Raw genomic sequence first — 21283 nt, forward strand, 5'->3', positions numbered from 1 at the left:
GACTGTCGCGGTGGATGACATCGTCGCTCGCCGCGCCGCCTGTACCGACTCGTTCCTCGGCAACGGCCTGATCCGGCCGCCCGAGCTGCTGGCCTCGATCGACCCGGGCGCCGCGGCGGACATCTACGGCGAAGGCGGAGCGGTCGCCGAGCTGGAGCAGCATGTCGCCGCGGTGCTCGGGAAACCGGCCGCCGTGTTCCTGCCCAGCGGCACGATGGCCCAGGGCGCGGCGCTGCGGGTGCACGCCGACCGGCGGACGTCACGCACGGTCGTCTGGCATCCGTACTGCCACCTCGACCGGCACGAGGGTCAGGCCTACGCCCGGCTGCACCAGCTGGTCGGGCGGCCGGCGGGCGACTTCGAGCGGCTGATCAACATCGACGACCTGTCCGCGGTGTCCGAGCCCGTCGCGGCGCTGGTCCTCGAGCTGCCGCAACGTGACCTCGGCGGGGCGCTGCCGGCCTGGGACGACCTGGTCGCGCAGACGTCCTGGGCCCGGGACCGCGGTGCGGCGGCCCACCTCGACGGCGCCCGGCTGTGGGAGGCCACCGCCGGCTACGAGCGGTCCCCCGCCGAGATCGCCGCGCTCTTCGACACCGTCTACGTCTCGTTCTACAAGGGCATCGGTGCGCTGCCCGGCTGCTGCGTCGCGGGCTCGGAGCAGGACATCGCCCAGGTACGCGAGTGGCGGTCGCGCCTCGGGGGGACGCTGTTCGCGATGTGGCCGAACGCGTCGTCGGCGCTCGGCCTGCTCGACACCGCGCTGGCCGAGATGCCCGCCCGGTTGCGGCACGCCCGGGCGATCGCCGCGGCGCTGTCCGGTGTCCCCGAGGTCCGGGTCGTGCCGGATCCGCCGCAGACGCCGATGATGCACCTGCTGCTCTCCGTGCCGGGTGAGCGGTACCGCGCCAACGCGAAGCGCCTCGCCGAGGAGACGGCCCTCTGGGTGTGGCCGAGCGTGGCCGAGACCGGCGACCCGGCCGTGGTCCGTGCCGAGTTGTCGGTCGGCCGCGCGACGCTGCGCCACAAGCCCGAGGCGATCGCCGAGATCCTGGCGGGTCTCTGCCTCTGAGAGCTGTCTCCGGGCAAATGCCGCGGATGCTCGTAGAGTGAGGTGGTGACTGACGACACCTTCCCGCTCGGTGACCGCTCGGTACGACGCATCGGCTTCGGCGCGATGCAGCTCGCCGGACCGGGCGCTTTCGGGCCACCCCGCGACCGCGACACCGCCCTCGACGTGCTCCGTAAGGCTGTGGAGCTGGGCGTCAACCACATCGACACGGCTCAGTACTACGGGCCGGACGTCGTCAACGACCTGATCAGGACGGCGCTGTCCCCGTACCCGGAAGATCTTGTCCTGGTGAGCAAGGTGGGCGCCGCGCGGGACGAGGCCGGGCGCTGGCTGCCCGCGCTGGAGCCCGAGCAGCTGCGCTCGGGCGTGCAGGACAACCTGCGGTCGCTGGGGGTCGACCGGCTCGACGCCGTCAACCTGCGGCTGACCGACGGCGGGGATGATTTCGACGCCCAGCTCGACGCGATGATCGCGTTGCGGGACGAGGGCCTGATCGCCGGCATCGGGCTGAGCAACGTCTCCCGGGAGCAACTGGTCCACGCGGTCCAGCGCACCGAGATCGTCTGCGTCCAGAACGCCCTCAACCTCGTCGAGCGCGAGTCGATGGCGCTGCTGCGGGAGTGCCAGGAGCTCGGCATCGGGTTCGTGCCGTTCTTCCCGCTCGGCTCGGCCTTCGGCGGGGTGAACCGCCTGCTCACGCACCCGGACCTCATCGACGTCGCCGCCCGGCTGGAGGCACTGCCGTCGCAGGTGGCGCTGGCCTGGCTGCTGGACCTGGCCCCGAACGTCCTGCTGATCCCGGGCACGTCCTCGGCGAGCCACCTGGCCGACAACCTGGCCGCCCGCACCGTGCACCTGGACGACGACGCCCGCAAGGTCCTCGACACGATCACCCTGTGATTCAGCCGGCGCGGCGGGCCAGGGCCGGGTCGAGGAACGCGAACAGGCGTGTCAGCCGGCCGTCGTGGATGTCGAGGACCTGGAGGCCGTGCGGGGTGCCGTCGGCCTCGTTGACGATGAACGCCGGTTGGTTGTTGGCCCGCGCCGGGATCAGCTGCCACGCGCCCGGTCGCAGGACGTTCGTACGCAAGAAGGCGAGCGTGGCGTCGCGGCCGGCGTACCAGTCGGGCCGGGGTGGCATCTCCAGCGTGACGTCCGCGCTGAGGAGGCCGGCCAGGGTGGGCAGGTCGGCGGCCTCGAACGCCGCCGCGTACCGGTCCAGGACGCCCGGCGCGGGTTCGGCGATCTGGTCCTCGTCGAGGTCGAGCCGGCGCAGCTGAGCGCGGGCCCGCTGCAGGGCGCTGTTGACACTCGCGGGGGTGGTGCCCAGCGCTTCGGCCACCTCCGCGACCGGCCAGCCGAGGACGTCACCTAGGACCAGCGCCGACCGCTGCCGCGGCGACAGGTGCTGCAGGGCCGCCACGAAGGCCAGCCGGATGCCGGACCGGGCGAGCGCCAGTCCGGCCGGATCCGGTGTGCCGGTGTGCAGGAGGGCGTCCGGGAGCGGCTCGAGCCAGGCGACCTCGTCCGTGCCCAGCCCGGACGGCAGGGCGCGGCGGGTCCGCTGGTCGAGGGCGGTCAGGCAGACCCGGGTGGCGATCGCGTACGCCCAGCGCCGGGGTGACGCCCGCCCCTCGAAACCGTCGTAGCCCCGCCACGCGCGGACCAGAGTCTCCTGCACCGCGTCCTCGGCGTCGTGGATCGAGCCGAGCATCCGGTAGCAGTGTGCGAGCAGCTCCGGCCGCAGCGCGGCGAGGTCCATCAACCGAGCTCCCGCGGGCCGTCGGCCGTCAGCGCGTGCTCGACGTACGCGGCCGTTCCGCCGATCAGGTCGAGCACGTGCCGGGCGACCTGCTGCGGGGTCAGCACGGGCAGGTCCGCGGTGGGGCCTTGACGGGCCGCGTACGCCGCGACGGCCGCCGCCCCGAACTCGGTCGCCGGGGTGAGCTGGGGGAACACGGTGGCGAAGCGCAGGCCGAGATCGCGGCGCTCCGACTCGGCCGCCGCGTAGGTGCTGATGAACTTGACGCCGGTCTTGGCGGCCGCGTACCCGCCGCTGACCGGGGAGCCTCGCAGTGCCGCGCCACTCGACATTGCTACCACGATGCTGCCCTTCGCGAGCGGCAGCCGCAGTGCGGCCCGCGTCCACTCGAACGCGTGCCGGGTGTCGACCGACCAGTTCTCGCTGAACTCCGCCCAGGTCAGCTCGTCGACCGGCCCCATCGGCGGCACGACCCCGGCGTTGAGGACGAGCACCGTCGGCCGGTGCCCGGTCAGCACCTCGACGGCCAGGGACTCGTCGGCCGCATCCGCAGCGATCGGGACGAAGGCCGGGCCGAGGCGGTCCTGGAGTTCGTGCAGGGGATCCGGTTTGCGGGCGATGCCGACCACCCGCGCCCCGGCCGTGACGAGTGCGGTGCTGATCTCCCGGCCGAAGCCGCGGCTGGCGCCGGTCACAACGGCGGTGGTGCCCTCGAGGTCTGTCATGGGGATAAGACCGGCCGGCCGCGCCGATTTCATCGCTTGACGTGTCGGAGATTTCCGACGCATCATGGAGCCATGCCTGAAGCCGATGTTTTTGCGGTGCTCGCCAACCCCGTCCGCCGGCAGTTGCTGGTGGCGCTGCGGGACGGCCCCCGGGCGGCAGGCGACCTGGCCGGGAGCTTCGCGCTCAGCCGGCCCGCCGTCTCCGAGCATCTCGCCGTGCTGCGGCACGCCCGGCTCGTCCGCGAGGAGCCCCGCGGCCGGCACCGCTACTACCACCTGGCCGCCGAGCCCCTGGCCGACGTGCAGGAGTGGCTGAACCCGTTCCAGCGCTACTGGCGCGAGCGTCTCACCGCGCTGAAGGACCTCGTCGAAGGAGACGACCTGTGACCGACATCGAGATCGACCAGTTCATCGCCCGGGAGCCCGCCGCCGTCTGGCGCGCGCTGACCGAGCCCGAGTTGCTCGCCCGCTGGTGGGCGACCGGCGACATCAAGCCGGTGGTCGGCCACCGGTTCACCCTCGACATGGGCTCGTGGGGGCAGCAGCCGTGCGAGGTGCTCGAGGTCGAGGAAGGACGGTTGCTGAGCTTCACCTTCGCCGAGGGATCGCTCGACACCACGATCACCTGGCGGCTCGAGCCCGAGGGCGCCGGCACGCGGCTCTTCCTGCGGCATGCGGGTTTCGCCGCGGACAGCCCCGCGCTGAAGGGTATGGGCAACGGCTGGCCCGCGCTCATCAGGCGGATCGAGCCGGCCCTGGCGTGACCACCGGGACCGACGAGATCAGGTCGGCCATCATCTGCACCGCCAGCTGAGGCGGATCGGGCGGCGCCGGGCAGCGGGCCACGATCCTGCGGTTCAGCGCGTCGAGGCGTTCGGGCAGCGCGGCCAGGAAGTCGTCCAGGTCGCGCTGCACCGGCCGCTTCGCGAAGGGCCGCAGCCAGCCGGCACCGCGAGTGGTCACGGTCAGCCGTGTGTCGCTGACGTCGACCCGGGCCCGGACGCCGGTCACGTCGTGGTGCACCGAAAAAGCCGTACGCGTGTGGTCGTCGGTCTCGAGCCTGATGGCGTACGTGTGCCAGGTCGTCGCGATCCGCCCGGTGGCGCGGGCCGCGGCGATGCGCCCGCGTTCCCACTCGCGGGCGGCCTCGGCGTCCGCGGCCTCGACGCGGGAGGCGACCCGGGCCTCCTCGGCCGTCGGCTCGGGCACGTGGTCCTCGCGCAGCATCAGCTGGTAGGCGACGCCGGGGCGGGGGTGCAGTCCGTCGACGACGCGCAGACCGTCGTGCGGCTTCCCGCTGACCGGGTGGAGCACCGCACCGTCGGCGAAGGTCAGCGCGCGCCACTGGTCGAGCAGCGCCGGGAGGGCGGCCCCGAACGGTCCCGGGTCGATCGCTGTCACGTCAGCCCGGCCGCCGAGTCGCACCATGTCCGGATCGTAGACCGCACCTATCCCGCTCGCGCTCTGCGGAGCGGCCCGGTTACGGTCAGGCATGCGTTCTCCACGGTTGTACGAGCAGCTCGTCGGCGAGGCCGTGGGTGTGCCCATCACGGGCTGGGAATTCGCCTGGCTGGACGGCCGCGCGGTCGGTTCCGACCCGTCCTGGTCCTATCCGGAGCTGGCGCGCCCGCTGCTGCGCCGCGCCGGGAGTCTGCTCGACCTCGACACCGGCGGTGGTGAGTTGCTGGTCGAGCTCGCGCCGTTGCCGAAACACACGGTGGCGGTGGAGGGCTGGGCGCCGAACGTGCCCGTCGCCCGCGACCGTCTGACGCCGTACGGCGTGGAGGTCGTCACCGAGCTGCCGGGTGGCGAGGAGGAGTTCGACGTCGTGCTCAGCCGGCACGGGAGACTGCCCGCCGAGGACATCGCGCGTCTGCTCAAGCACGGTGGCACCCTGCTCAGCCAGCAGGTCGGGAGCGACGATCTGGCCGACCTCAACGCGGAGCTCGGCGCACCCCGGCCGTACGCGAGGAACTGGACCGCGACCGAGGCGACGGCGGCCCTGGAGACGGCCGGGCTGACGGTGACCGAGGTACGCGAGGAGCGGCCGTCGCTGACCTTCCACGACGTCGGCGCGCTCGTCTACCAGCTGCGGGCCGTGCCGTGGCAGATCCGGGACTTCACCGCGGAGCGTTACGACCGTGCCCTGCGCCGGATCGACGCGCTCATCCGCACCCAGGGGCACTACACGGTGACGGCACACCGGTTTCTCGTGCAGGCAACCCGCGGCTGACCGGGAACGTCAACGAATGGTCACAAATTGATTACCTTGACTCGGTGCGGAGGCGATCGTTTCTGAAGTAGTGTCCGGGATGGAACGACTACCCCGGGGAGGGACATGGCTACCCATAGTCGCGAAATACCCGATGACATCGTGCACCACGTCGCTCAGGCCGCCGATCACATCTCGGGCATCTGCTTCAAGACCGGCCCACCGAGCCGGATCGGCGTCGAGCTGGAATGGACCGTCCATCGAGACGGGGCACCGGCGGCCTATGTCGAAGCCGCCGAGTTGCGCGAGGCCCTCGGCAGACACGCACCACCAGCACTAGGCAGCACCCACCCCGGTGATCCCCTTCCCGGTGGTGGCGCGGTGACCGTCGAGCCCGGCGGCCAGGTCGAGATCTCCTCGGCACCGGCCCACTCGCTCACCGAGTTGTACACCTCCCTCAGCACCGACCAGTCCCGGCTCAGCGCCCTGCTGGCCCGGTCCGGTCTGGTCCTCGGCGACAGCGGCCTCGATCCGCACCGGCCACCGAGACGCATCCTGAACACCCCGCGGTACGCCGCGATGCAGCGCCGTTTCGACGCCCAGGGCCGGCACGGCCACACCATGATGTGCAGCACCGCCGGCCTGCAGGTCTGTCTCGATGCCGGTCCCGCCGACCGATTACCCGCACGCTGGAACGCCCTGCACGAGGTCGGTCCCGCGCTGCTGGCGGCCTTCGCCACCTCCGGGCGGCACGCCGGCCGCGAGACCGGGTGGGCCTCCGCCCGCATGGCCACCTGGTACGGCATAGAGCCGCGCCGCACCCGCCCGGTGACCACCTCCGGCGACCTGGCCACCGGCTGGGCCCGCTATGCGCTGGCCGCACCACTGCTCTGCGTCCGCAACGGCGCCGACCGGTGGGACGCACCACCGGGCGTCACCTTCGCCGACTGGATCGGCGGCGCGCTGCCCCGGCCGCCGGTGATCGACGACCTCGACTACCACCTCAGCACGCTCTTCCCACCGGTGCGCCCGCGCGGTTATCTCGAGGTCCGCTATCTCGACGCGCAACCCGGCGAGGAGTGGATCGCTCCGGTCGCCGTTCTGGCGGCCCTGCTCTCCGACGACACGATCACCGACGCGGCCCGGGCCCTGGCGGCCCCCACGGCCGGGCAGTGGGTGAGCGCCGCACGGCACGGACTGGCCGACCCGGTCATCCGCGCCGGCGCCACCGACCTCCTCGACCTGGCCTGCCGTCACCTCGACAGCACCGGTCTGCCGAGCGGCGTGCGTGACGTCGTGACCGACATCGTGGACCGGCGCCTGGTGCGCGCCGGCCTCAGGAAGGACCTGTCCCGATGACCCAGGATCTCCGTCTCGCCGTGGCCGCCGAACTCGAGCGGGCCCGGGCGCGTACGGCCCTGCTGACCGACGCCGTCGACGACAACGATCTTGTCCGGCAGCACTCGCCCCTGATGTCGCCGCTGGTCTGGGATCTCGCGCACGTCGGCAACCAGGAGGAGCTCTGGCTGGTCCGCGACGTCGGCGGCCGCGAGCCGGTACGCCGCGACATCGACGAGCTCTACGACGCTTTCAAGCACCCGCGAGGTGATCGCCCGGCGTTGCCGCTGCTGGGTCCGGCCGAGGCCCGCGCCTATGTCGGTCAGGTCCGGGACAAGGCCCTCGACGTCCTCGACCGGGTACGCCTCGACGACGGCCCCCTGGTCGCCGACGGGTTCGCCTTCGGAATGATCGTGCAGCACGAGCAGCAGCACGACGAGACCATGCTCGCGACCCACCAGTTGCGCACCGGTGCGCCCGTGCTCGACGCCGTCCCGCCACCGCAGGCCCGCGTCGAGCTGCCGGAGGAGGTACTGGTCCCGGGTGGTGCGTTCACGATGGGGACGGACACCGAGGCGTGGGCGCTGGACAACGAACGGCCCGCGCACACCGTGGAGGTGCCGGCGTTTTTCATCGACGCGGCGCCGGTGACCAACGCCCGCTACGCGGAGTTCATCGCTGCCGGCGGCTACGACGATCAGCGCTGGTGGAGCGAGCGCGGCTGGGCGCATCGTCAGGCCGCCGGGCTCACGGCACCCCAGCACTGGCAGCGTGACGGGGACGGCTGGGCGTGCACGAAGTTCGGGCGTACCGAAAAGATCGTGCCGGACGAGCCGGTGGTGCACGTCTGCTTCTTCGAGGCCGAGGCGTTCGCCGCGTGGGCGGGCCGGCGGCTGCCCACCGAGGCCGAGTGGGAGAAGGCTGCCCGTTTCGACCCGGCGACCGGCCGGTCCCGGCGCTTCCCGTGGGGTGACGACGCGCCGGAGGCCCGGCACGCCAACCTCGGGCAGCGGCATCTGTCACCGGCACCCGCCGGCGCCTATCCGGACGGCGCCTCACCGCTGGGTGTGCACCAGCTCATCGGTGACGTGTGGGAGTGGACCAGCTCGGGCTTCCACCCCTATCCGGGCTTCCGCGTCTTCCCGTACGAGGAGTATTCGCAGGTCTTTTTCGGTGGTGACTACCGGGTGCTGCGCGGCGGCTCGTTCGGGACCGACGCGGCAGCCTGCCGTGGCACGTTCCGCAACTGGGACCACCCGATCCGGCGGCAGATCTTCAGCGGGTTCCGCTGTGCCCGGGACGCCGGTCCCGAGCTGACCTGATGTGCCGCCACCTGGCCTATCTCGGAGTTCCCGCACCGCTGTCCCACCTGTTGTTCGAGGCGCCGCACGCCCTCGTCCGGCAGTCGTGGGCGCCGCGTGACATGCGCGGCGGCGGCACCATCAACGCCGACGGTTTCGGCGTGGGCTGGTTCCCGGCGGACGGCGAGCCGGTGCGCTACCGCAGTGCGGCTCCGATGTGGTCGGACGCCGCACTGCCGGCGCTGGCCGCGCACACCAGCACGGGGTGCGTGCTCGCCGCGGTCCGGTCCGCGACGGCCGGCATGCCGGTCGTGGAGACGGCGGCAGCGCCGTTCGCGGAGGGACCGTGGCTGTTCAGCCACAACGGGGTCGTCGCGGGCTGGCCCGACTCGGTCACCGCGCTCGCCGGGCGCCTGCCCATCCGGGATCTGATCACCCTCGACGCCCCCACCGACGCCGCACTGCTGTGGGCGCTGGTCCGCGACCGGCTCCGCGCGGGCGCCACCGCCGCCGAAGCCATCGGCGCGACGGTCGTGGAAGTTGCGGCCGCCGCACCCGGCTCCCGGCTCAACCTGCTGCTGACCGACGGCCGGCAGATCGTCGCCAGCACCGCCGGCCACGCCCTGTCCGTCCGCACGGGCACCACGTCCGTGCTGGTCAGCTCCGAACCGCTCGACCCCGGCCCGGGCTGGGAAGCCGTGCCGGACGGCTCTCTGCTCGTCACCACGCCGTCCACGCTGGACATCACCGCACTAGGGAGATCATGACCGCGCTGGAGATCCATCTCGACGACCAGGACCTCGCCCGCTCGCTGCGTACCGACGTGGTCACGGGCCTGACCGCCACACCCAAGTGGCTCCCGCCCAAGTGGTTCTACGACGCCCGGGGCAGCGACCTGTTCGAGGACATCACCCGCCTGCCCGAGTACTACCCGACGCGTACCGAACGGGCCATCCTCACCGAGCGGGCCGCCGAGATCGCCCGGGTGACCGACGCCAAGGCCCTGGTCGAGCTCGGCTCCGGCTCGTCGGAGAAGACGTGCCTGCTGCTCGACGCGCTGCTGGCGCACGGCACGCTCGGTGCTTTCACGCCGCTCGACGTCTCGTCCGCCGCGCTCGGCGAGGCCGTCGACAGGCTGACCGAGCGCTATCCCGGCCTCGCCGTCCGCGGTGTTGTCGGCGACCTCACCCGCCACCTCGCGCACATCCCGGACGGCGACAACCGGATGGTCGCGTTCCTCGGCGGCACGATCGGCAACCTGGTCCCGGACGAGCGGGCCGAGTTCCTGAGCAACCTGCGTGCCGCCCTCCGCCCCGGGGAGTGGCTGCTGCTCGGCACCGACCTGGTCAAGGACCCGGCGATCGTGGTGCCGGCGTACGACGACGCGGCCGGGGTCACCGCCGACTTCAACCGCAACGTGCTGCGGGTGGTGAACCACCGCCTGGGTGCCGACTTCGACGTGGACGCGTTCGCCCACGTGGCGCTCTGGGACGCCGAGAACGAGTGGATCGAGATGCGGCTGCGGGCGACGACGGCCCAGCGGGTCCACATCCGCGATCTGGACCTGACCGTGGACTTCGCGGCCGGGGAGGAACTGCGCACCGAGATCTCCGCGAAGTTCCGCCGCGAGGGTCTGGAAGCCGAACTCGGCGCGGCCCGGTTTGCCCTGCGGCACTTCTGGACCGACCCCGCCGGCCTCTTCGCGGTCTCCCTCATCCAGGCGGACTGAATCAGTCGAGCACTGCGCCGCAGGTCATGTTCAACGCGGCGCCGGTGATCGTCCGAGCCCAGTCCGAGGCGGCAAAAACCGCCACGTGACCGACGTCTTCGAGGGTCGCCGTGCGGCCGAGGAGGGTCTGCTTCGTCAGGTCCGCCTCGATCGCCGCGCGGCCCTCGAAGGCCTCGGGGATCGCCTCGGGCACCCCACCGGTCTGCAACGTGATCACGCGGATGCCGTGCTCACCCAGCTCCACGGCGAGCTGCCGGCGCATCGCCTCGATCGCGTCGAAGCCGGTCTGCAGGCCGCCGAGCAGATAGTTGTGCTGAGCGGTCCGGTCGCCCGACCCGCCGAAGGTCAGGATCACACCGGACCGCTGCACCCTCATGTGCCGGGCGGCGGCGCGGGCGGTCAGAAACTTCGAGCGTACGGACGTGACGACCGGGGCGAGGTAGTCGTCGAGCGGCATGTCGGCCATCGGGGTGCCCTGCACGTCGTCGTCCGCGATCACGTTCACCGAGATGTCGATGCTCCCCGCCTCAGCAGCCACGGCATCGGCATGGTCGTCGACCGCACGCTCGTCCAGCGCGTCGACCACGGCGAACTCCAGGCCGACCTTCTCGAGGGTCTCGCGGGTGCGTCCGGCCAGGAAGACCCGGGCGCCCTGGGCTGCGTACGCCCGGGCGATCGCACTCCCGATCGATCCGGCGCCGCCGTAGATGATCGCGTTCCTGCCGTCGAGCAGCATGACTTCTCCTTCGGGTTGCGGCTGTCACCCCCTACAACCCGGCCCGCGGCCCGAACTCATCGCACTTCGTCGGGAAGACCGAAATCCCCCTGCAGACCCGGGGTCAGGAACGACACCACCTCGGCGATCCGGTCACCGTCGAGGCGGAGGACGTCGAGGCCGGCCCACGCGTACGCCGCACGGCGCTCGTCCCACAGGTAGGTGCCGAAGGCGAGCTGACCGTTGGCCGCGGCGGGCACGAACCGCCAGCGGTGGGTCAGCGGGCCACTCAGCAGGAAGTCACGGATCGCGGCACGGCCGCTGTACCACTCGGGCAGCGGTGGCATCGAGTACGTGGCGTCGTCCGTCAGCATCGCCACGATCGTGTCCACATCAGCGGCCTGCCACGCTGACGCGTACCGGTCGGCCAGCTCTTTGATCTTGTCGTCGGTGGGTGTGACCGGCGGTCGTCGCTGGGCCAGGACGGCCCGGGCCCGCTGGAGGCCGCTGTTGACGGCGGCGACGGTCGTGTCGAGCTGGCCGGCCACCTCGGCGGCGGAGAAGCCGAGCACCTCACGCAGGAGCAGGACGGCCCGCTGCAGCCCGGAGAGGTGTTGCAGAGCCGCGACGAAGGCCAGGCCGATGCCCTCTCGCTGTTCGACGGTCGCCGCCGGTCCGAGACGCCGATCCGGGTACGGCTCCAGCCACGCCACCTCGTTCAGCGGCGCACCGGGGCTGAGGTCGGCGGGGAGTTCACGCCGCGCCCGCTGCTCGATGAGGGTGAGGCAGCGGTTGGTGGCGATGCGGTAGAGCCACGGCCGGATCGACCCGGCCCGGAACGTGCCGAGCCCGCGCCAGGCCCGCACCAGCGACTCCTGCAGGGCGTCCTCGGCGTCGTCCACCGAGCCGAGCATCCGGTAGCAGTGCGCCAGCAACTCGTCGCGGTAGGAGCCGACGAGCCGCCCGAAGGCGTCGGCGTCGCCGCTCTGCGCCGCTGTGAGCAGGGTCGCTTCCTCCATCCGGACATGGAAGCAGACCGGGTGAAGGTGACCGACGAGCGGGCCGGGCCAAAGATGTCCGAAAAGAGGCTAAAAGTTTTTGCTTCTTTCGCCGATCACGATCCCCGGCGATGTTCGCGAAACTGGACAGGTGCCTCACGACCAACCAGAACCATGGTACGACCCGCAGCCGCACCGCCACCTCCGCCGCCGCGACAAGCTCGAATTTGCCATCGCCGCACTCCTGCTGGCCGGCCTGCTCGGCCTGCTGATCGTCGGCGTGGACCGCGACGCCCCCCGCCCTCCCCGATCCACACCCAGCCTGTCCCCGCCCTAGGGTGTGCCCGTGGACGCTGCTGAACGGCTCGCGGCCGTTGCCGAGCTGAGCCGGCGCGAGCCCGCCTTCGCAGCCGTGGTCGAGCGCTTCGGGCAGCCGCCGGCGTGGGACCGGGTGCCGGGATTCCCGACGCTGATCCACATCATGCTGGAACAGCAGGTCTCCCTGGTCTCGGCGCTGGCGGCCTTCAACCGGCTGCGGCTGGCCGTCGACCCGCTGACCCCGGAGGGTTTCCTGCGCCTCGACGACGCGCAACTGCTCGCCATCGGTTTCAGCCGGCAGAAGGCCCGCTACGGTCGCGCGCTGGCCGCCGCACTGCTGGACGGTTCGCTCGACCTCGACGCGCTGGTCACCCGCACGGACGACGAGGTCGACGCCGCACTGTTCACCATCCCGGGGATCGGGCCGTGGACCGCGACGATCTACCGGCTCATGGCACTGGGCCGCCCGGACGCCTGGCCGGTCGGTGACATCGCGCTCGCCCAGGCCGTCGCCGAACTGTGGAACCTGCCGGCCCGCCCGTCCCAGCCCGAACTGCTCACGATCGCCGAGGCCTGGCGCCCCCACCGCGCGATGGCAGCCCGCCTGCTCTGGCACCACTACCTCAGTACGCCGCGAGCGCCTCGATCTCGATGAGGAGCAGCACGGGTGCCGCGCGTTAGCGGTCGGTTGCGGGTTCGACGCCGCTGAGAGACCGCGCCGAAAACACCGGCGTGAAGCTCTTCTCGACAAAACTCGCTGCCGTTGTCACCGCTACGCTCGTCCTTGTCATGCAGTCACCCGCCGACGCCCACGTGGGCACCGCGACCACCGCGGTCAACCCGGCCCTCGGGATCATCGGGAACTACTCCGACGCCGACATGGCGAGCATGCAGGGCGCAGGTGCCGCCGACGCGCTCGTCGAGATGGAGTGGGCGCAGGCCGAGCCGGTTCGCGGCAAGTTCGACGAGAAGTACTTCGACCGCATCGCCACGCGGATCTCGCAGCTCAAGTCCCTCGGTTACGTCATCTCGTTCAACACCGGCATCCAGAACGCCCCCGCGTGGCTGCTCGACCTGCCCGGCGCCCGCTACGTCGACCAGTTCGGCGAGACCTACACCGACTCGAACGAGCCGAACCTGATCTTCGGGAAGCAGTACCGGACGCTCGCCACGCGGTACCTCAAGAAGGTCTTCGCCCGGCTCGGCGGCGGCTTCTCGATCGTCCGCGTCGGCGGTGGCCACTGGGGTGAGCTGACCTACCCGTTCAAGCTCGACCCGGCGACCGGCAAGCTGAGGAACCTCTACTACGCCTTCGACGCCGCCGCGAAGAAGTCGAACCCGGTGCCGAGTTGGAAGCCGGGGCAGCCGAGCACCAAGGGCCAGGCCGCCAAGTTCCTGACCTGGTACCTCAACTCGCTGGCGGCGTACCAGAACTGGCAGATCACGGCGCTGCGCCAGGCCGGTTACACCGGGACCGCGGCCGTGCTCTACCCGTCGTACGGCATGCGCGGCGGCGACTTCGACAAGGCCGTCGCCACCAACCTGGCCGGCACGTCGAGCCCCGAGATCAACGGCGAGGTGCAGCGCGGTTACGACGCCACGCGCCAGGTCGCCGCGATCAAAGACACCGGCGTGGTCGTCTACGGCACCTGGGCCGAGCAGGCCAACACGGTCGCCTACCTGGCCGGGCTGGCCAAGGCCAAGGGTCTGCGCGCGATGGCGGAGACGAGCCACGTCTGCCTGCCGGCGCAGCTGCCGGCGGTCATGCAGCTCGCCCGCACCAACGACCTGGCGGCGCTCTACATCGTGCGTCTGCAGGCCGGCGATATCGTCAAGAACGCGACCTTCCTGACGACGCAGCGCTGACCGCGGCCGCCACCAGGCGCTCCGCAGCACGACCCCACGTGAACCGCGAGGCGTGGGCGGCACCGGCGGCCACCAGGCCCGACCGGAGATCATCATCGGCGGCGAGCCGGGTGATCGCAGCCGCCCACGCCTCCGCGTCCGTCGGCGGCACGTAGAGCGCGGCGTCACCGCCGACCTCCCGCAGGACCGGGACGTCACTGGCGAGCACCGGCGTGCGGGCCACCATCGCCTCCAGCATGGGCAGACCGAAACCTTCGACCAGCGACGGGTACGCGAGCAGCCCGGCCCGCGCGTACAGGGTGCCGAGGAGGTCCTCGGGCACGAACGGCAGCCGCAGCACCCGGTCGGCGACACCGCAGCGGTCGATCGCGGGACCGACCTCGTCGGGGAAGCGTTCGTCCGCCGAGCCGACCAGCACGAGCTGCGCGTCCGGCACCTTCGCGATCGCCTCCACCAGCACCGCCACGTTCTTGTGCGGCCGCTGGGCGCCGACGTGCAGCACGTAACCACCGTCCAGCCCGTACTCGCGGCGCAGCCGGTCCGCGGTCGCCGCCGTGCCGCCGAGGTCCTGGTCGACGCCGTTCGGGATGACCTGACCGGGGTGCACCCGCTGCCGGTAGAAGCGTTCGACCTCGCGGGCGGAGGCGTGCGACACGGTCAGCACGGTCGAGGTCCGGGCGATGACCGAGGTCAGCATCCGGTACGCGAGCCCGACCTTCCGCGACGGCACAAAACGAGGATCGGTCTCGAAGATGCAGTCGTGCAGCAGCGCCACCCGCGGCTTGCCGGCCAGCGGCGACGCCCCCAGGTGGTACGGGAAGAACATCACGTCGACACCGGCCCGCCGCAGCTCCGGGCGCCACCGCCAGAGCTGGCGCACGTCGACCGGTTTCATCCCGACCCGCCGCACCGACACCGCCGGCAGTCCGGCCAGCACGTCGAGGTCAAAACGCCGCGACGGCTGGTCACCGGCGAAGACGACCAGTTCCACGCCCGGTATGCGGGCCATCTCGGTGGTCAGCTCGTACGCCACCCGGCCGATGCCGTGGTAGCGGTCGGTCAGGACGCGCCCGTCGACGCCGATCCGCAGGGTCATCTGGTCCGCCTTCGCACGACTGAGAACTCCGGGAAGCCCGTCGCCAGCACGATCAGCCCGGCGGCGACGGCGACGGCCACCCAGAGCACCGGGTTCTCCACCAGGAACAGCACACCGAGCAGCGCCGCGAGCCCGGTGGTGTCGCGGAGCGTGCGGCGGGACGTGAGCAGGAGCTTGACTGCCCCGCGTACCGAGGAGAGCAGGGTGAGCGCCACGACCGCGAGCAGGCTCGCCCCGGCCGCACCGACGGCCAGGCCGGCCACGCCGAAGGTCGCACCGGCCACGGCGATCAGACCGAGGTAGCCGATCACGATGCCGGTCAGGTAGGCGGCCGTGCCGCTGTGCCAGTCGTCCGCCTGCAGGAACGTGACGCACAGGTTGAGCAGGCCGATCGCGAGCCCCAGCACGGCGGCGAAGGGCAGCCACCGGCCGACCGTGGCGAAGGTGTCCGGGAACAGCCCGGAGCGGATCTCGTCGGGCAGGGTCACCAGCGCACTGGTCATCAGGGCGCCGACCAGCAGGTACGACCGCAGGGCCGCCGCCTTCCGCACGACCGAACCGTCCCGGCTGAGCTGTGGGAAGACGGCCGTGGAGACGGCGTTCGAGGCGAACAGCGGCACCCGGCCGAGCGCCGACGCCGCCTGGTAGGGGCCGCCGCCCGTGCTGCCGAGCCCGAGCGCCGCGACGAGCACGGTGTCGCCGGCCGCGGCGACCGCGACGTTCGCCTGGAGGCGGGTCTGCCGGATCGCGGCCCGCAGCAGGGTCGCCTCGGCGGGTCGCCAGGACGGCGGCCGGATCAGCCTCCGGAATCTCGGCAGGGGTGCGAGCAGCACGATGCTGCCCGCGACAAAGCCGGCCAGCGCGCCGGTGGCCCCGAGGTGGGCGAAGAAGACCAGTCCGATGCCGACACCGGCCTTGACCAGCACCTCGAGCGTGAGCAGGACGGCGATCATCTCCATCCGGCCGATGCCCTGGAGGAATCCCATGCCGGTCGAGCCGACCGACATCACCAGGGACGCGCAGGCGACAACGGCCGCGTCCTGCACCGAGCCGAAGAGCAGCACTCCGCCCGTGAGCAGCGCGGTCAGCACCACACCGATGGCGAGGTTGGCCCAGAAGGCGAAGGTGGTGACGATCGCGTGCCGCTCGTGGTCGTGCGGCGCCTTGCCGATCTCGCGGGCCAGGATCCACGGGATGCCCGCACCGGAGATCGTCGCCCGGACCATGAGCAGCGCCTGACCGGCGGCGAACGCGGCGTACTGGGCCGGGGCGAGCCCGTGGGTGAGCACGAGCGCATACCCGTAGTTGACGACGCCGGCCGAGGTGGTCGCAATGAGCAGCCAGCCGGCGCCGCTGCCGCGACGGGTCGTCCGCGAGTCCAGCACGGCGGTCACGCGTCGTCCCCGTCCGGGCGGTCCCGCACGATGCTCCAGGCGTAGAGAGCCGCCGCGAGGCAGATGATCAGAGCGGCCAGCAGCACCAGGAAGCGGGTGCTCGACGCCTGGGCCGAGACCGGCGGCCGGTCGTTGCCGCACTGCTCACCCGTGACGACGGACGGGCCGGGCACGGACCAGAGCTCGATCCTCTCGTACCGGCGGCTGGGCAATTGGAGCACCGGACGTCCCCGGGTGCGGACCCAGGTGTCCAGCTCCGGTGAGCTGTTGCCGTACCGCAGGCGGCTGTCCTTGGGCGACAGCAGGAAGAGGTGCAGGCCGGCGTTGAGTGCGGTCGGTCCGTCGGTGAACGCGTACACGTGGTTGGCGGTCAGGGCCGGCGCCCAGCGCATCGCGTTGCCGGTGGCGTTGACCGGCGAGCAGGCGTTGTGGGTCGCGAGATATCGGCCCATCCGGATCGTCGCGTCGTCGCGGGTCAGCACGACGTCGGTGGTCCAGGTGGTCACGCCGACCAGCGCGGCGAGGGCGCAGGCCACGATCGCGGCCCGCGGTGTCGGCCGCCCCCAGGCCAGGACACTGAGCAGCACCGCGGGAGCCGCCGAATAGACGGTCAGCTGCTCGTTGGCCTGCCCGAGCAGCACGCAGTAGGCCAGGAAGCCGTAACTGACGACCCCGAACGCCACCAGCCCGGCGGCCTGCCGCCCGAGCCGCCGCCGATGGAACAACCCACCCCGGTACGCGGCGATGAGCAGCCCGGCGGCGCCGATCGAGAAGATCAGATAACCGCTGAGGTACATCGTGAACGTGTCGCCGAACACGCCCGCCGACGAGACGCCGGACCGGTTGAGCCCGCTGACCTGCAGAAACCCGGCCAGCCGGTTGAGGCTGGTGTCGTGCTCGGACCACCACCAGCCGCCGGCACCGTTGACCACCGCCCACAGCGGGAACGTGCCCCAGACCAGCAGCCCGATCAGCAGTGCGGCGAGCGAGCGCCGCAGGTACGCCCAGTCGCGTTCGAGCAGGCCCGCCAGCGCCGGGACCACGATCGTGAAGATCAGCGGCTCCTTGACCAGCAGCGCGAGCCCGGAGACCACCCCGACCACACCGAGGTAGACCGGGCTGGTGGCGTTCCGCAGCCGCAGCGACAGATACACGACGAGCAGACCCACGAAGATCGCGGTCGGTTCGATCAGACCGGTACGCCCGAAGCGCACCAGAAACCCGTCGAAGGTCGCGAGCACCATCGCACCGGCGACGATCCACGTGCGTGCCGCAGCGCCGCGACCGACGGCGTACCGGCGGGCCAGCAGCCCGACCATCAGCACGGTCAGAACGCTGAAGAACGCGCCGAGCTGCCGCGCGTGCAGGATCGCGCCGACGAGGTCGCCGTGTGCGCTTCCCGACAGCAGGGTCCACGCGCCGATCAGCAAGAAGTGCAGCGGCGGGTGAACGGTGGTCGGCTGCGAGCCCCACGACACCGAACCGTCGGTGGCGACGTTCTGACCGGCGAGCGCGTACATGACCTCGTCGAGGTCGAAGTCGAGGCCGGCGGAGAGGTTGACGAAGTAGACGGCGACCGCGAGGGCGACCCCACCGGCGTAGATCACGATGGGCCGGCGGTCCAGCCGCTCGGCGACCGACGTCCGGTGCTCAGTACGTTCCGCGGTCAGCACGGCGGTTTGGTCCCGGTCAGGCGGTCACTCCGGGTCGCCTCGAGGATCATCTCGGCGATGCGGTCGTGCCCGTGGTCGTTGAGGTGAGCGTGGTCGGCGAGGAAGTCGTCCCAGTAGCGCACCTCGTCGGCGGTGCTGATGAACAGCACGTCGTCACGCTCGGCCGCGATGTCCCGGGCCAGGGCGTTGTTGCGCGCCAGCAGCGGGTTGGACCGCGGGAACATGTAGTCGTCGACCCGCCACAGCCCGACCAGCACCTTCTGCGCCGGGCCGAGCTGGTCGAGCACCTCCCGCAGCCGCGCGGCAAACTCCGCCGACGGGAGCCGGTGGAACCCACCCGTACAGGCGATGATCAAGCGTTTGACCTGGACCTTGGCCCGCGAGACGAGACATTGGCGCAGCCGCTTGAGCCGGGCGTTCGAGTAGTACGGCCGCGGCTCCATCCCGCCCGGACCCCGCCAGCTCTGCGGCGCAAAACGATCGAGCAGCGCCTGGAGGAACCGGCTCGGGTGCACGTAGGCCTCGGCGGCACCGAACGACAGGATGATCAGGTCGGGCGCGAACTCCCGGATCTGCTCCAGCGTCGACGGCTCCACGTCGGCCACGGTCAGCGCCGACCGCGACAGCTGAAGGATCTCGGCGCCGGGTCCGAGCGACTCCCCCACGCGTACGCCGTACGACCGGCCGCGTACGCCGAGTCCCAGGGGGCTGCTGGCGCCCAGGATCGCCACCTTGGCCGTCACGGCGTCCACTGCCTGGTCGACGTCACGGCGCTGAGGCCCTGGAAGAAGTCCCGCAGCCCCTGACCGCGCGGCCCGCCCGTGCGTTTCCACCCGAGCAGGTCAGTGGGACGCGCCACCCGGACGCGCAGGGTGTCCGCCGGGATGCCGAAGCGGCTCAGGAACGCGGTCGCGTCACCCTCGTCGAAACCGGCCAGCAGCACGCGTACGCGCGGCGCAGCACCGGTCTCGGGGGCGTCCCAGTCCACCTGGTCGACGCTGCGCAGCACGGTGAAGTCGATTTTGGCGGCCTCGCGCACGGGCAGCTCGACCACCGTGGACAGGTCGCAGATCGCCCGTCCGTCGGCCGCCACCCGGCGCGTGTCCTCGCTGATCAGCAGGCCCGTGATCCGATCGGCGGTCGCGTCCCAGGTGAACCGGGACGACCAATCCCGGCAGCGCTGCGCCCACGCCTCCGCGACAGCCGTGTCCTCGAGCTCGATCAGGGCGGAGGTGAGCTGCCCCGCAAGGTGCTGCGGGCGCTCGACGACCCAGCCCGTCGTGCGGTTGCGGACCGAGTCGCGCAGACCCGGCGACGCCAGCACGACGGCCGGCAGACCCAGGCACATCGCCTCGGTCACCGCGAGCCCCCAGCCCTCGACCTCGGACGTGCAGACGGTCAGCCAGCCCGAGGCGAGCAGACGATTGCGGTCCGGGGTGGCGAGGCGGCCGTGCAGGCGTACCGAACCGGCCAGGTCGAGCTCGTCGACCAGGCGGGTCAGCTCCCGCCGGCACGGGCCGTCGCCGATCAGGTGCAGCTCCACGTCCGGCACCAGCTCGACAACCCGGGGCATGACCCGGATCAGCAGGTCCCAGCGTTTGTGCGGCGCGAGGCGGCCGACACAGACGATGCGCGGCGCCTCGGACCGCTGCGCACCGGACACCGCGAGCGGCTCCTGCCCGTTCGCCGCGACAAAAACCGGGCCGATCAGACCCAGGACCCGCCGCACCTCGGTACGCGACGACGGCGACACCACCGCGATCGTGCGCTCGCCGTAGACCAGCCGGTTGCCGACACGTTCCATCCACCGGCCCACCTGCGCCACCGGCCAGCGAAAATGCTGGGCGAACATCGACTGGTGCACGTGGTGGATGAGCACCACCACCGGCACCCGCCGCCCCACGGCCAGCGGCGCGAAGAACGGGATGCCGTTGCAGGTGTCGACGATGCCGTTGATGTCGCGGCGGTGCCGGAGGAGCCAGAGCAGCGCGTACAGGTAGACCGTGTAGGCGTTGCCTCTCCGGCGTACCGTCGCGCCCTTGATCGTCTCGGTCCTGGCCGTCCCGCGGGACCGCGAGGTGAGCACGGTGACCCGCTGGCCGTCGGCGACCAGGCGCGTGGCGACCTGATGCATGAACTCCTCGGCCCCGCCCGCATGCGGATGACGGGCGTCCTTGAAGTTGAGCCAGACCAGATGTTCGCCGGGCTCACCCCGGTAGCGTCGCTCCCTCACGGCGCCACCCGGACCAGGACGACCGTCGTCTCGATGTCCTGCCCGGGCCCCGGAACAGCGCTGCCGTGGGCCGTCATCCGCAGCCCGGCGTGCTTCGGCGTGTCCGGCAACCGCGGCACGAACCCGGGCCCGTCCGGCCGGTCGTCCCCGACGATCAGCACGGCGACCGAGGTCTCCAGCACGGTCAGGCCGCCGGTGCAGACGATGTGCTGACCGTCCGCGAGAAGCTTCACGGCGTGGCTCAGCGACTCACCCGTCCCCCGGCCGAAGGTCGACGGCTCCCCGAAACCGACCCAGCGGGCCGGGCTCGTCGTGACACCCCGCAGCGCCGCCGATCCCCAGCCCGGTGACGAACACCCGACCACCCGGACCAGCACCCCGAGACCCGCCGCGACGTCGTCGACCGCCTCCAGCGTCCGGTCACTCGACCCGCAGTCGACGACGGCGATGCCGGCCGTGACGTCGAGGTCCCGCACGCAGTCCGCCGCGTTGCCCAGGTCGGTGCGAATGGTGTGCTCGCGATTCAGAACGGGAAAGACGAACTCCAGGTCGGTCTGCGGTTGCCTCGCCGGTGCCGCCTTGCCGGTCTCTCCGGTCTCTCCGGTCGCTCCGGTCGCCCCGGTCGCTCCGTTCGCTTCCGTTTCTTCGGTGATGAGAGCATTTCGCATCTCGTCGTTTCCGCCCCCGCTGCCGTCTGTAGCTGCCGGTTCCCATAGTGGTCCCGGTACACCCGACGCGTGCCCAAGAAACCGAGTCGTAACCATTGAATTCGGAGACTTCCGGGCCTTATAGGAAAGTGGCCGAACCCGCGGCTGAACAGCGAATATTCATCAGATCGGTGCCGCCCGCGA

Annotated in this window: 23 protein-coding genes; 12 read left to right on the top strand and 11 right to left on the bottom strand. The window is 71.6% G+C overall.

Annotation, left to right across the window (positions count from 1 at the left end; genetic code table 11):
- Positions 1-10 precede the first annotated feature (10 nt).
- The gene (locus AFR_RS38770; RefSeq protein ID WP_023562302.1) at positions 11-1072 is read left to right on the top strand and encodes a threonine aldolase family protein; all 1062 of its coding nucleotides are present in this window, start codon (positions 11-13) and stop codon (positions 1070-1072) included.
- A 45-nt stretch (positions 1073-1117) separates the two neighbouring features.
- Complete coding sequence (locus AFR_RS38775; RefSeq protein WP_041843294.1) at positions 1118-1972, top strand: oxidoreductase; 855 nt, start codon at positions 1118-1120, stop codon at positions 1970-1972.
- A gap of 1 nt (position 1973) precedes the next feature.
- Here AFR_RS38775 and AFR_RS38780 read toward each other — a convergent pair whose 3' ends face one another.
- A complete protein-coding gene (locus AFR_RS38780; RefSeq protein ID WP_023562304.1) occupies positions 1974-2834 on the bottom strand; it encodes an RNA polymerase subunit sigma-70 in 861 nt (286 codons plus the stop codon).
- Positions 2834-3559, bottom strand: coding sequence for an SDR family oxidoreductase (locus AFR_RS38785; protein WP_023562305.1), 726 nt, complete (start codon positions 3557-3559; stop codon positions 2834-2836). The genes AFR_RS38780 and AFR_RS38785 overlap by 1 nt, the downstream gene beginning before the upstream one ends.
- 72 nt (positions 3560-3631) lie before the next feature.
- Between AFR_RS38785 and AFR_RS38790 the strand changes: the two genes are divergently transcribed.
- Together AFR_RS38790 and AFR_RS38795 are read left to right on the top strand one after the other, a co-directional pair.
- Complete coding sequence (locus tag AFR_RS38790; protein ID WP_041841461.1) at positions 3632-3946, top strand: ArsR/SmtB family transcription factor; 315 nt, start codon at positions 3632-3634, stop codon at positions 3944-3946.
- Positions 3943-4323: an SRPBCC family protein gene (locus tag AFR_RS38795; protein ID WP_023562307.1), complete on the top strand. Its 381-nt coding sequence runs from the start codon at positions 3943-3945 to the stop codon at positions 4321-4323. Before AFR_RS38790 ends, AFR_RS38795 begins: the two co-directional genes overlap by 4 nt.
- Here the strand turns inward: AFR_RS38795 and AFR_RS38800 are convergent.
- Positions 4295-5053 carry a hypothetical protein gene (locus AFR_RS38800; RefSeq protein ID WP_148308194.1) on the bottom strand — a complete coding sequence of 253 codons (759 nt, stop codon included), beginning with the start codon at positions 5051-5053 and terminating at the stop codon, positions 4295-4297. The genes AFR_RS38795 and AFR_RS38800 overlap by 29 nt on opposite strands.
- On the opposite strand from AFR_RS38800, the gene AFR_RS38805 reads away from it, so the two are divergent.
- The 5 genes from AFR_RS38805 to egtD all read left to right on the top strand — a co-directional run bounded on the left by AFR_RS38805 (position 5052) and on the right by egtD (position 10139).
- Positions 5052-5792: a class I SAM-dependent methyltransferase gene (locus AFR_RS38805; protein ID WP_041841462.1), complete on the top strand. Its 741-nt coding sequence runs from the start codon at positions 5052-5054 to the stop codon at positions 5790-5792. The genes AFR_RS38800 and AFR_RS38805 overlap by 2 nt on opposite strands.
- A gap of 105 nt (positions 5793-5897) precedes the next feature.
- Positions 5898-7130 (top strand): ergothioneine biosynthesis glutamate--cysteine ligase EgtA, encoded by a 1233-nt coding sequence (egtA, locus tag AFR_RS38810; protein ID WP_041841463.1) that lies wholly within the window; start codon positions 5898-5900, stop codon positions 7128-7130.
- The gene (egtB, locus tag AFR_RS38815) at positions 7127-8431 is read left to right on the top strand and encodes an ergothioneine biosynthesis protein EgtB (RefSeq protein WP_023562311.1); all 1305 of its coding nucleotides are present in this window, start codon (positions 7127-7129) and stop codon (positions 8429-8431) included. The genes egtA and egtB overlap by 4 nt, the downstream gene beginning before the upstream one ends.
- Positions 8431-9177, top strand: a complete 747-nt coding sequence (egtC, locus tag AFR_RS38820) for an ergothioneine biosynthesis protein EgtC (RefSeq protein WP_023562312.1) — start codon at positions 8431-8433, stop codon at positions 9175-9177. Before egtB ends, egtC begins: the two co-directional genes overlap by 1 nt.
- Positions 9174-10139: an L-histidine N(alpha)-methyltransferase gene (gene egtD, locus AFR_RS38825; protein WP_023562313.1), complete on the top strand. Its 966-nt coding sequence runs from the start codon at positions 9174-9176 to the stop codon at positions 10137-10139. The genes egtC and egtD overlap by 4 nt, the downstream gene beginning before the upstream one ends.
- Position 10140: 1 nt before the next feature.
- Here egtD and AFR_RS38830 read toward each other — a convergent pair whose 3' ends face one another.
- A complete protein-coding gene (locus AFR_RS38830; protein ID WP_023562314.1) occupies positions 10141-10875 on the bottom strand; it encodes an SDR family NAD(P)-dependent oxidoreductase in 735 nt (244 codons plus the stop codon).
- A 56-nt stretch (positions 10876-10931) separates the two neighbouring features.
- On the bottom strand, positions 10932-11873 hold the full coding sequence (locus AFR_RS38835) for a sigma-70 family RNA polymerase sigma factor (protein ID WP_023562315.1): 942 nt from the start codon (positions 11871-11873) through the stop codon (positions 10932-10934).
- A gap of 130 nt (positions 11874-12003) precedes the next feature.
- Here AFR_RS38835 and AFR_RS38840 point away from each other — a divergent pair, with 130 nt between their 5' ends.
- From AFR_RS38840 to AFR_RS38850, 3 genes are all read left to right on the top strand, one after another.
- The gene (locus AFR_RS38840; protein WP_023562316.1) at positions 12004-12189 is read left to right on the top strand and encodes a hypothetical protein; all 186 of its coding nucleotides are present in this window, start codon (positions 12004-12006) and stop codon (positions 12187-12189) included.
- 9 nt (positions 12190-12198) lie between these two features.
- Entirely contained in the window at positions 12199-12825 is a 627-nt protein-coding gene (locus tag AFR_RS38845) for a DNA-3-methyladenine glycosylase family protein (RefSeq protein ID WP_023562317.1), read from the top strand.
- A gap of 134 nt (positions 12826-12959) precedes the next feature.
- Entirely contained in the window at positions 12960-14036 is a 1077-nt protein-coding gene (locus AFR_RS38850) for a beta-galactosidase (protein ID WP_148308195.1), read from the top strand.
- On the opposite strand, the gene AFR_RS44345 is transcribed toward AFR_RS38850, so the two are convergent.
- From AFR_RS44345 to AFR_RS44350, 6 genes are read right to left on the bottom strand one after another with little or no spacing between them, the layout of a single operon-like run.
- The gene (locus AFR_RS44345; protein WP_023562319.1) at positions 14002-15132 is read right to left on the bottom strand and encodes a glycosyltransferase family 4 protein; all 1131 of its coding nucleotides are present in this window, start codon (positions 15130-15132) and stop codon (positions 14002-14004) included. The two genes, AFR_RS38850 and AFR_RS44345, sit on opposite strands and share 35 nt — an antisense overlap.
- Entirely contained in the window at positions 15129-16526 is a 1398-nt protein-coding gene (locus AFR_RS38860) for an oligosaccharide flippase family protein (RefSeq protein ID WP_023562320.1), read from the bottom strand. The genes AFR_RS44345 and AFR_RS38860 overlap by 4 nt, the downstream gene beginning before the upstream one ends.
- On the bottom strand, positions 16523-18199 hold the full coding sequence (locus AFR_RS46970) for an ArnT family glycosyltransferase (RefSeq protein WP_023562321.1): 1677 nt from the start codon (positions 18197-18199) through the stop codon (positions 16523-16525). Before AFR_RS46970 ends, AFR_RS38860 begins: the two co-directional genes overlap by 4 nt.
- Positions 18193-18942, bottom strand: coding sequence for an SGNH/GDSL hydrolase family protein (locus AFR_RS38870; RefSeq protein WP_148308196.1), 750 nt, complete (start codon positions 18940-18942; stop codon positions 18193-18195). Before AFR_RS38870 ends, AFR_RS46970 begins: the two co-directional genes overlap by 7 nt.
- Complete coding sequence (locus tag AFR_RS38875; RefSeq protein ID WP_023562323.1) at positions 18939-20432, bottom strand: glycosyltransferase family 4 protein; 1494 nt, start codon at positions 20430-20432, stop codon at positions 18939-18941. The genes AFR_RS38870 and AFR_RS38875 overlap by 4 nt, the downstream gene beginning before the upstream one ends.
- Positions 20429-21100 (bottom strand): glycosyltransferase family protein, encoded by a 672-nt coding sequence (locus AFR_RS44350; RefSeq protein ID WP_023562324.1) that lies wholly within the window; start codon positions 21098-21100, stop codon positions 20429-20431. Before AFR_RS44350 ends, AFR_RS38875 begins: the two co-directional genes overlap by 4 nt.
- Positions 21101-21283: the final 183 nt, after the last annotated feature.

Source organism: Amorphoplanes friuliensis DSM 7358 (assembly GCF_000494755.1).
GTDB classification, from domain to species: Bacteria; Actinomycetota; Actinomycetes; order Mycobacteriales; family Micromonosporaceae; genus Actinoplanes; species Actinoplanes friuliensis.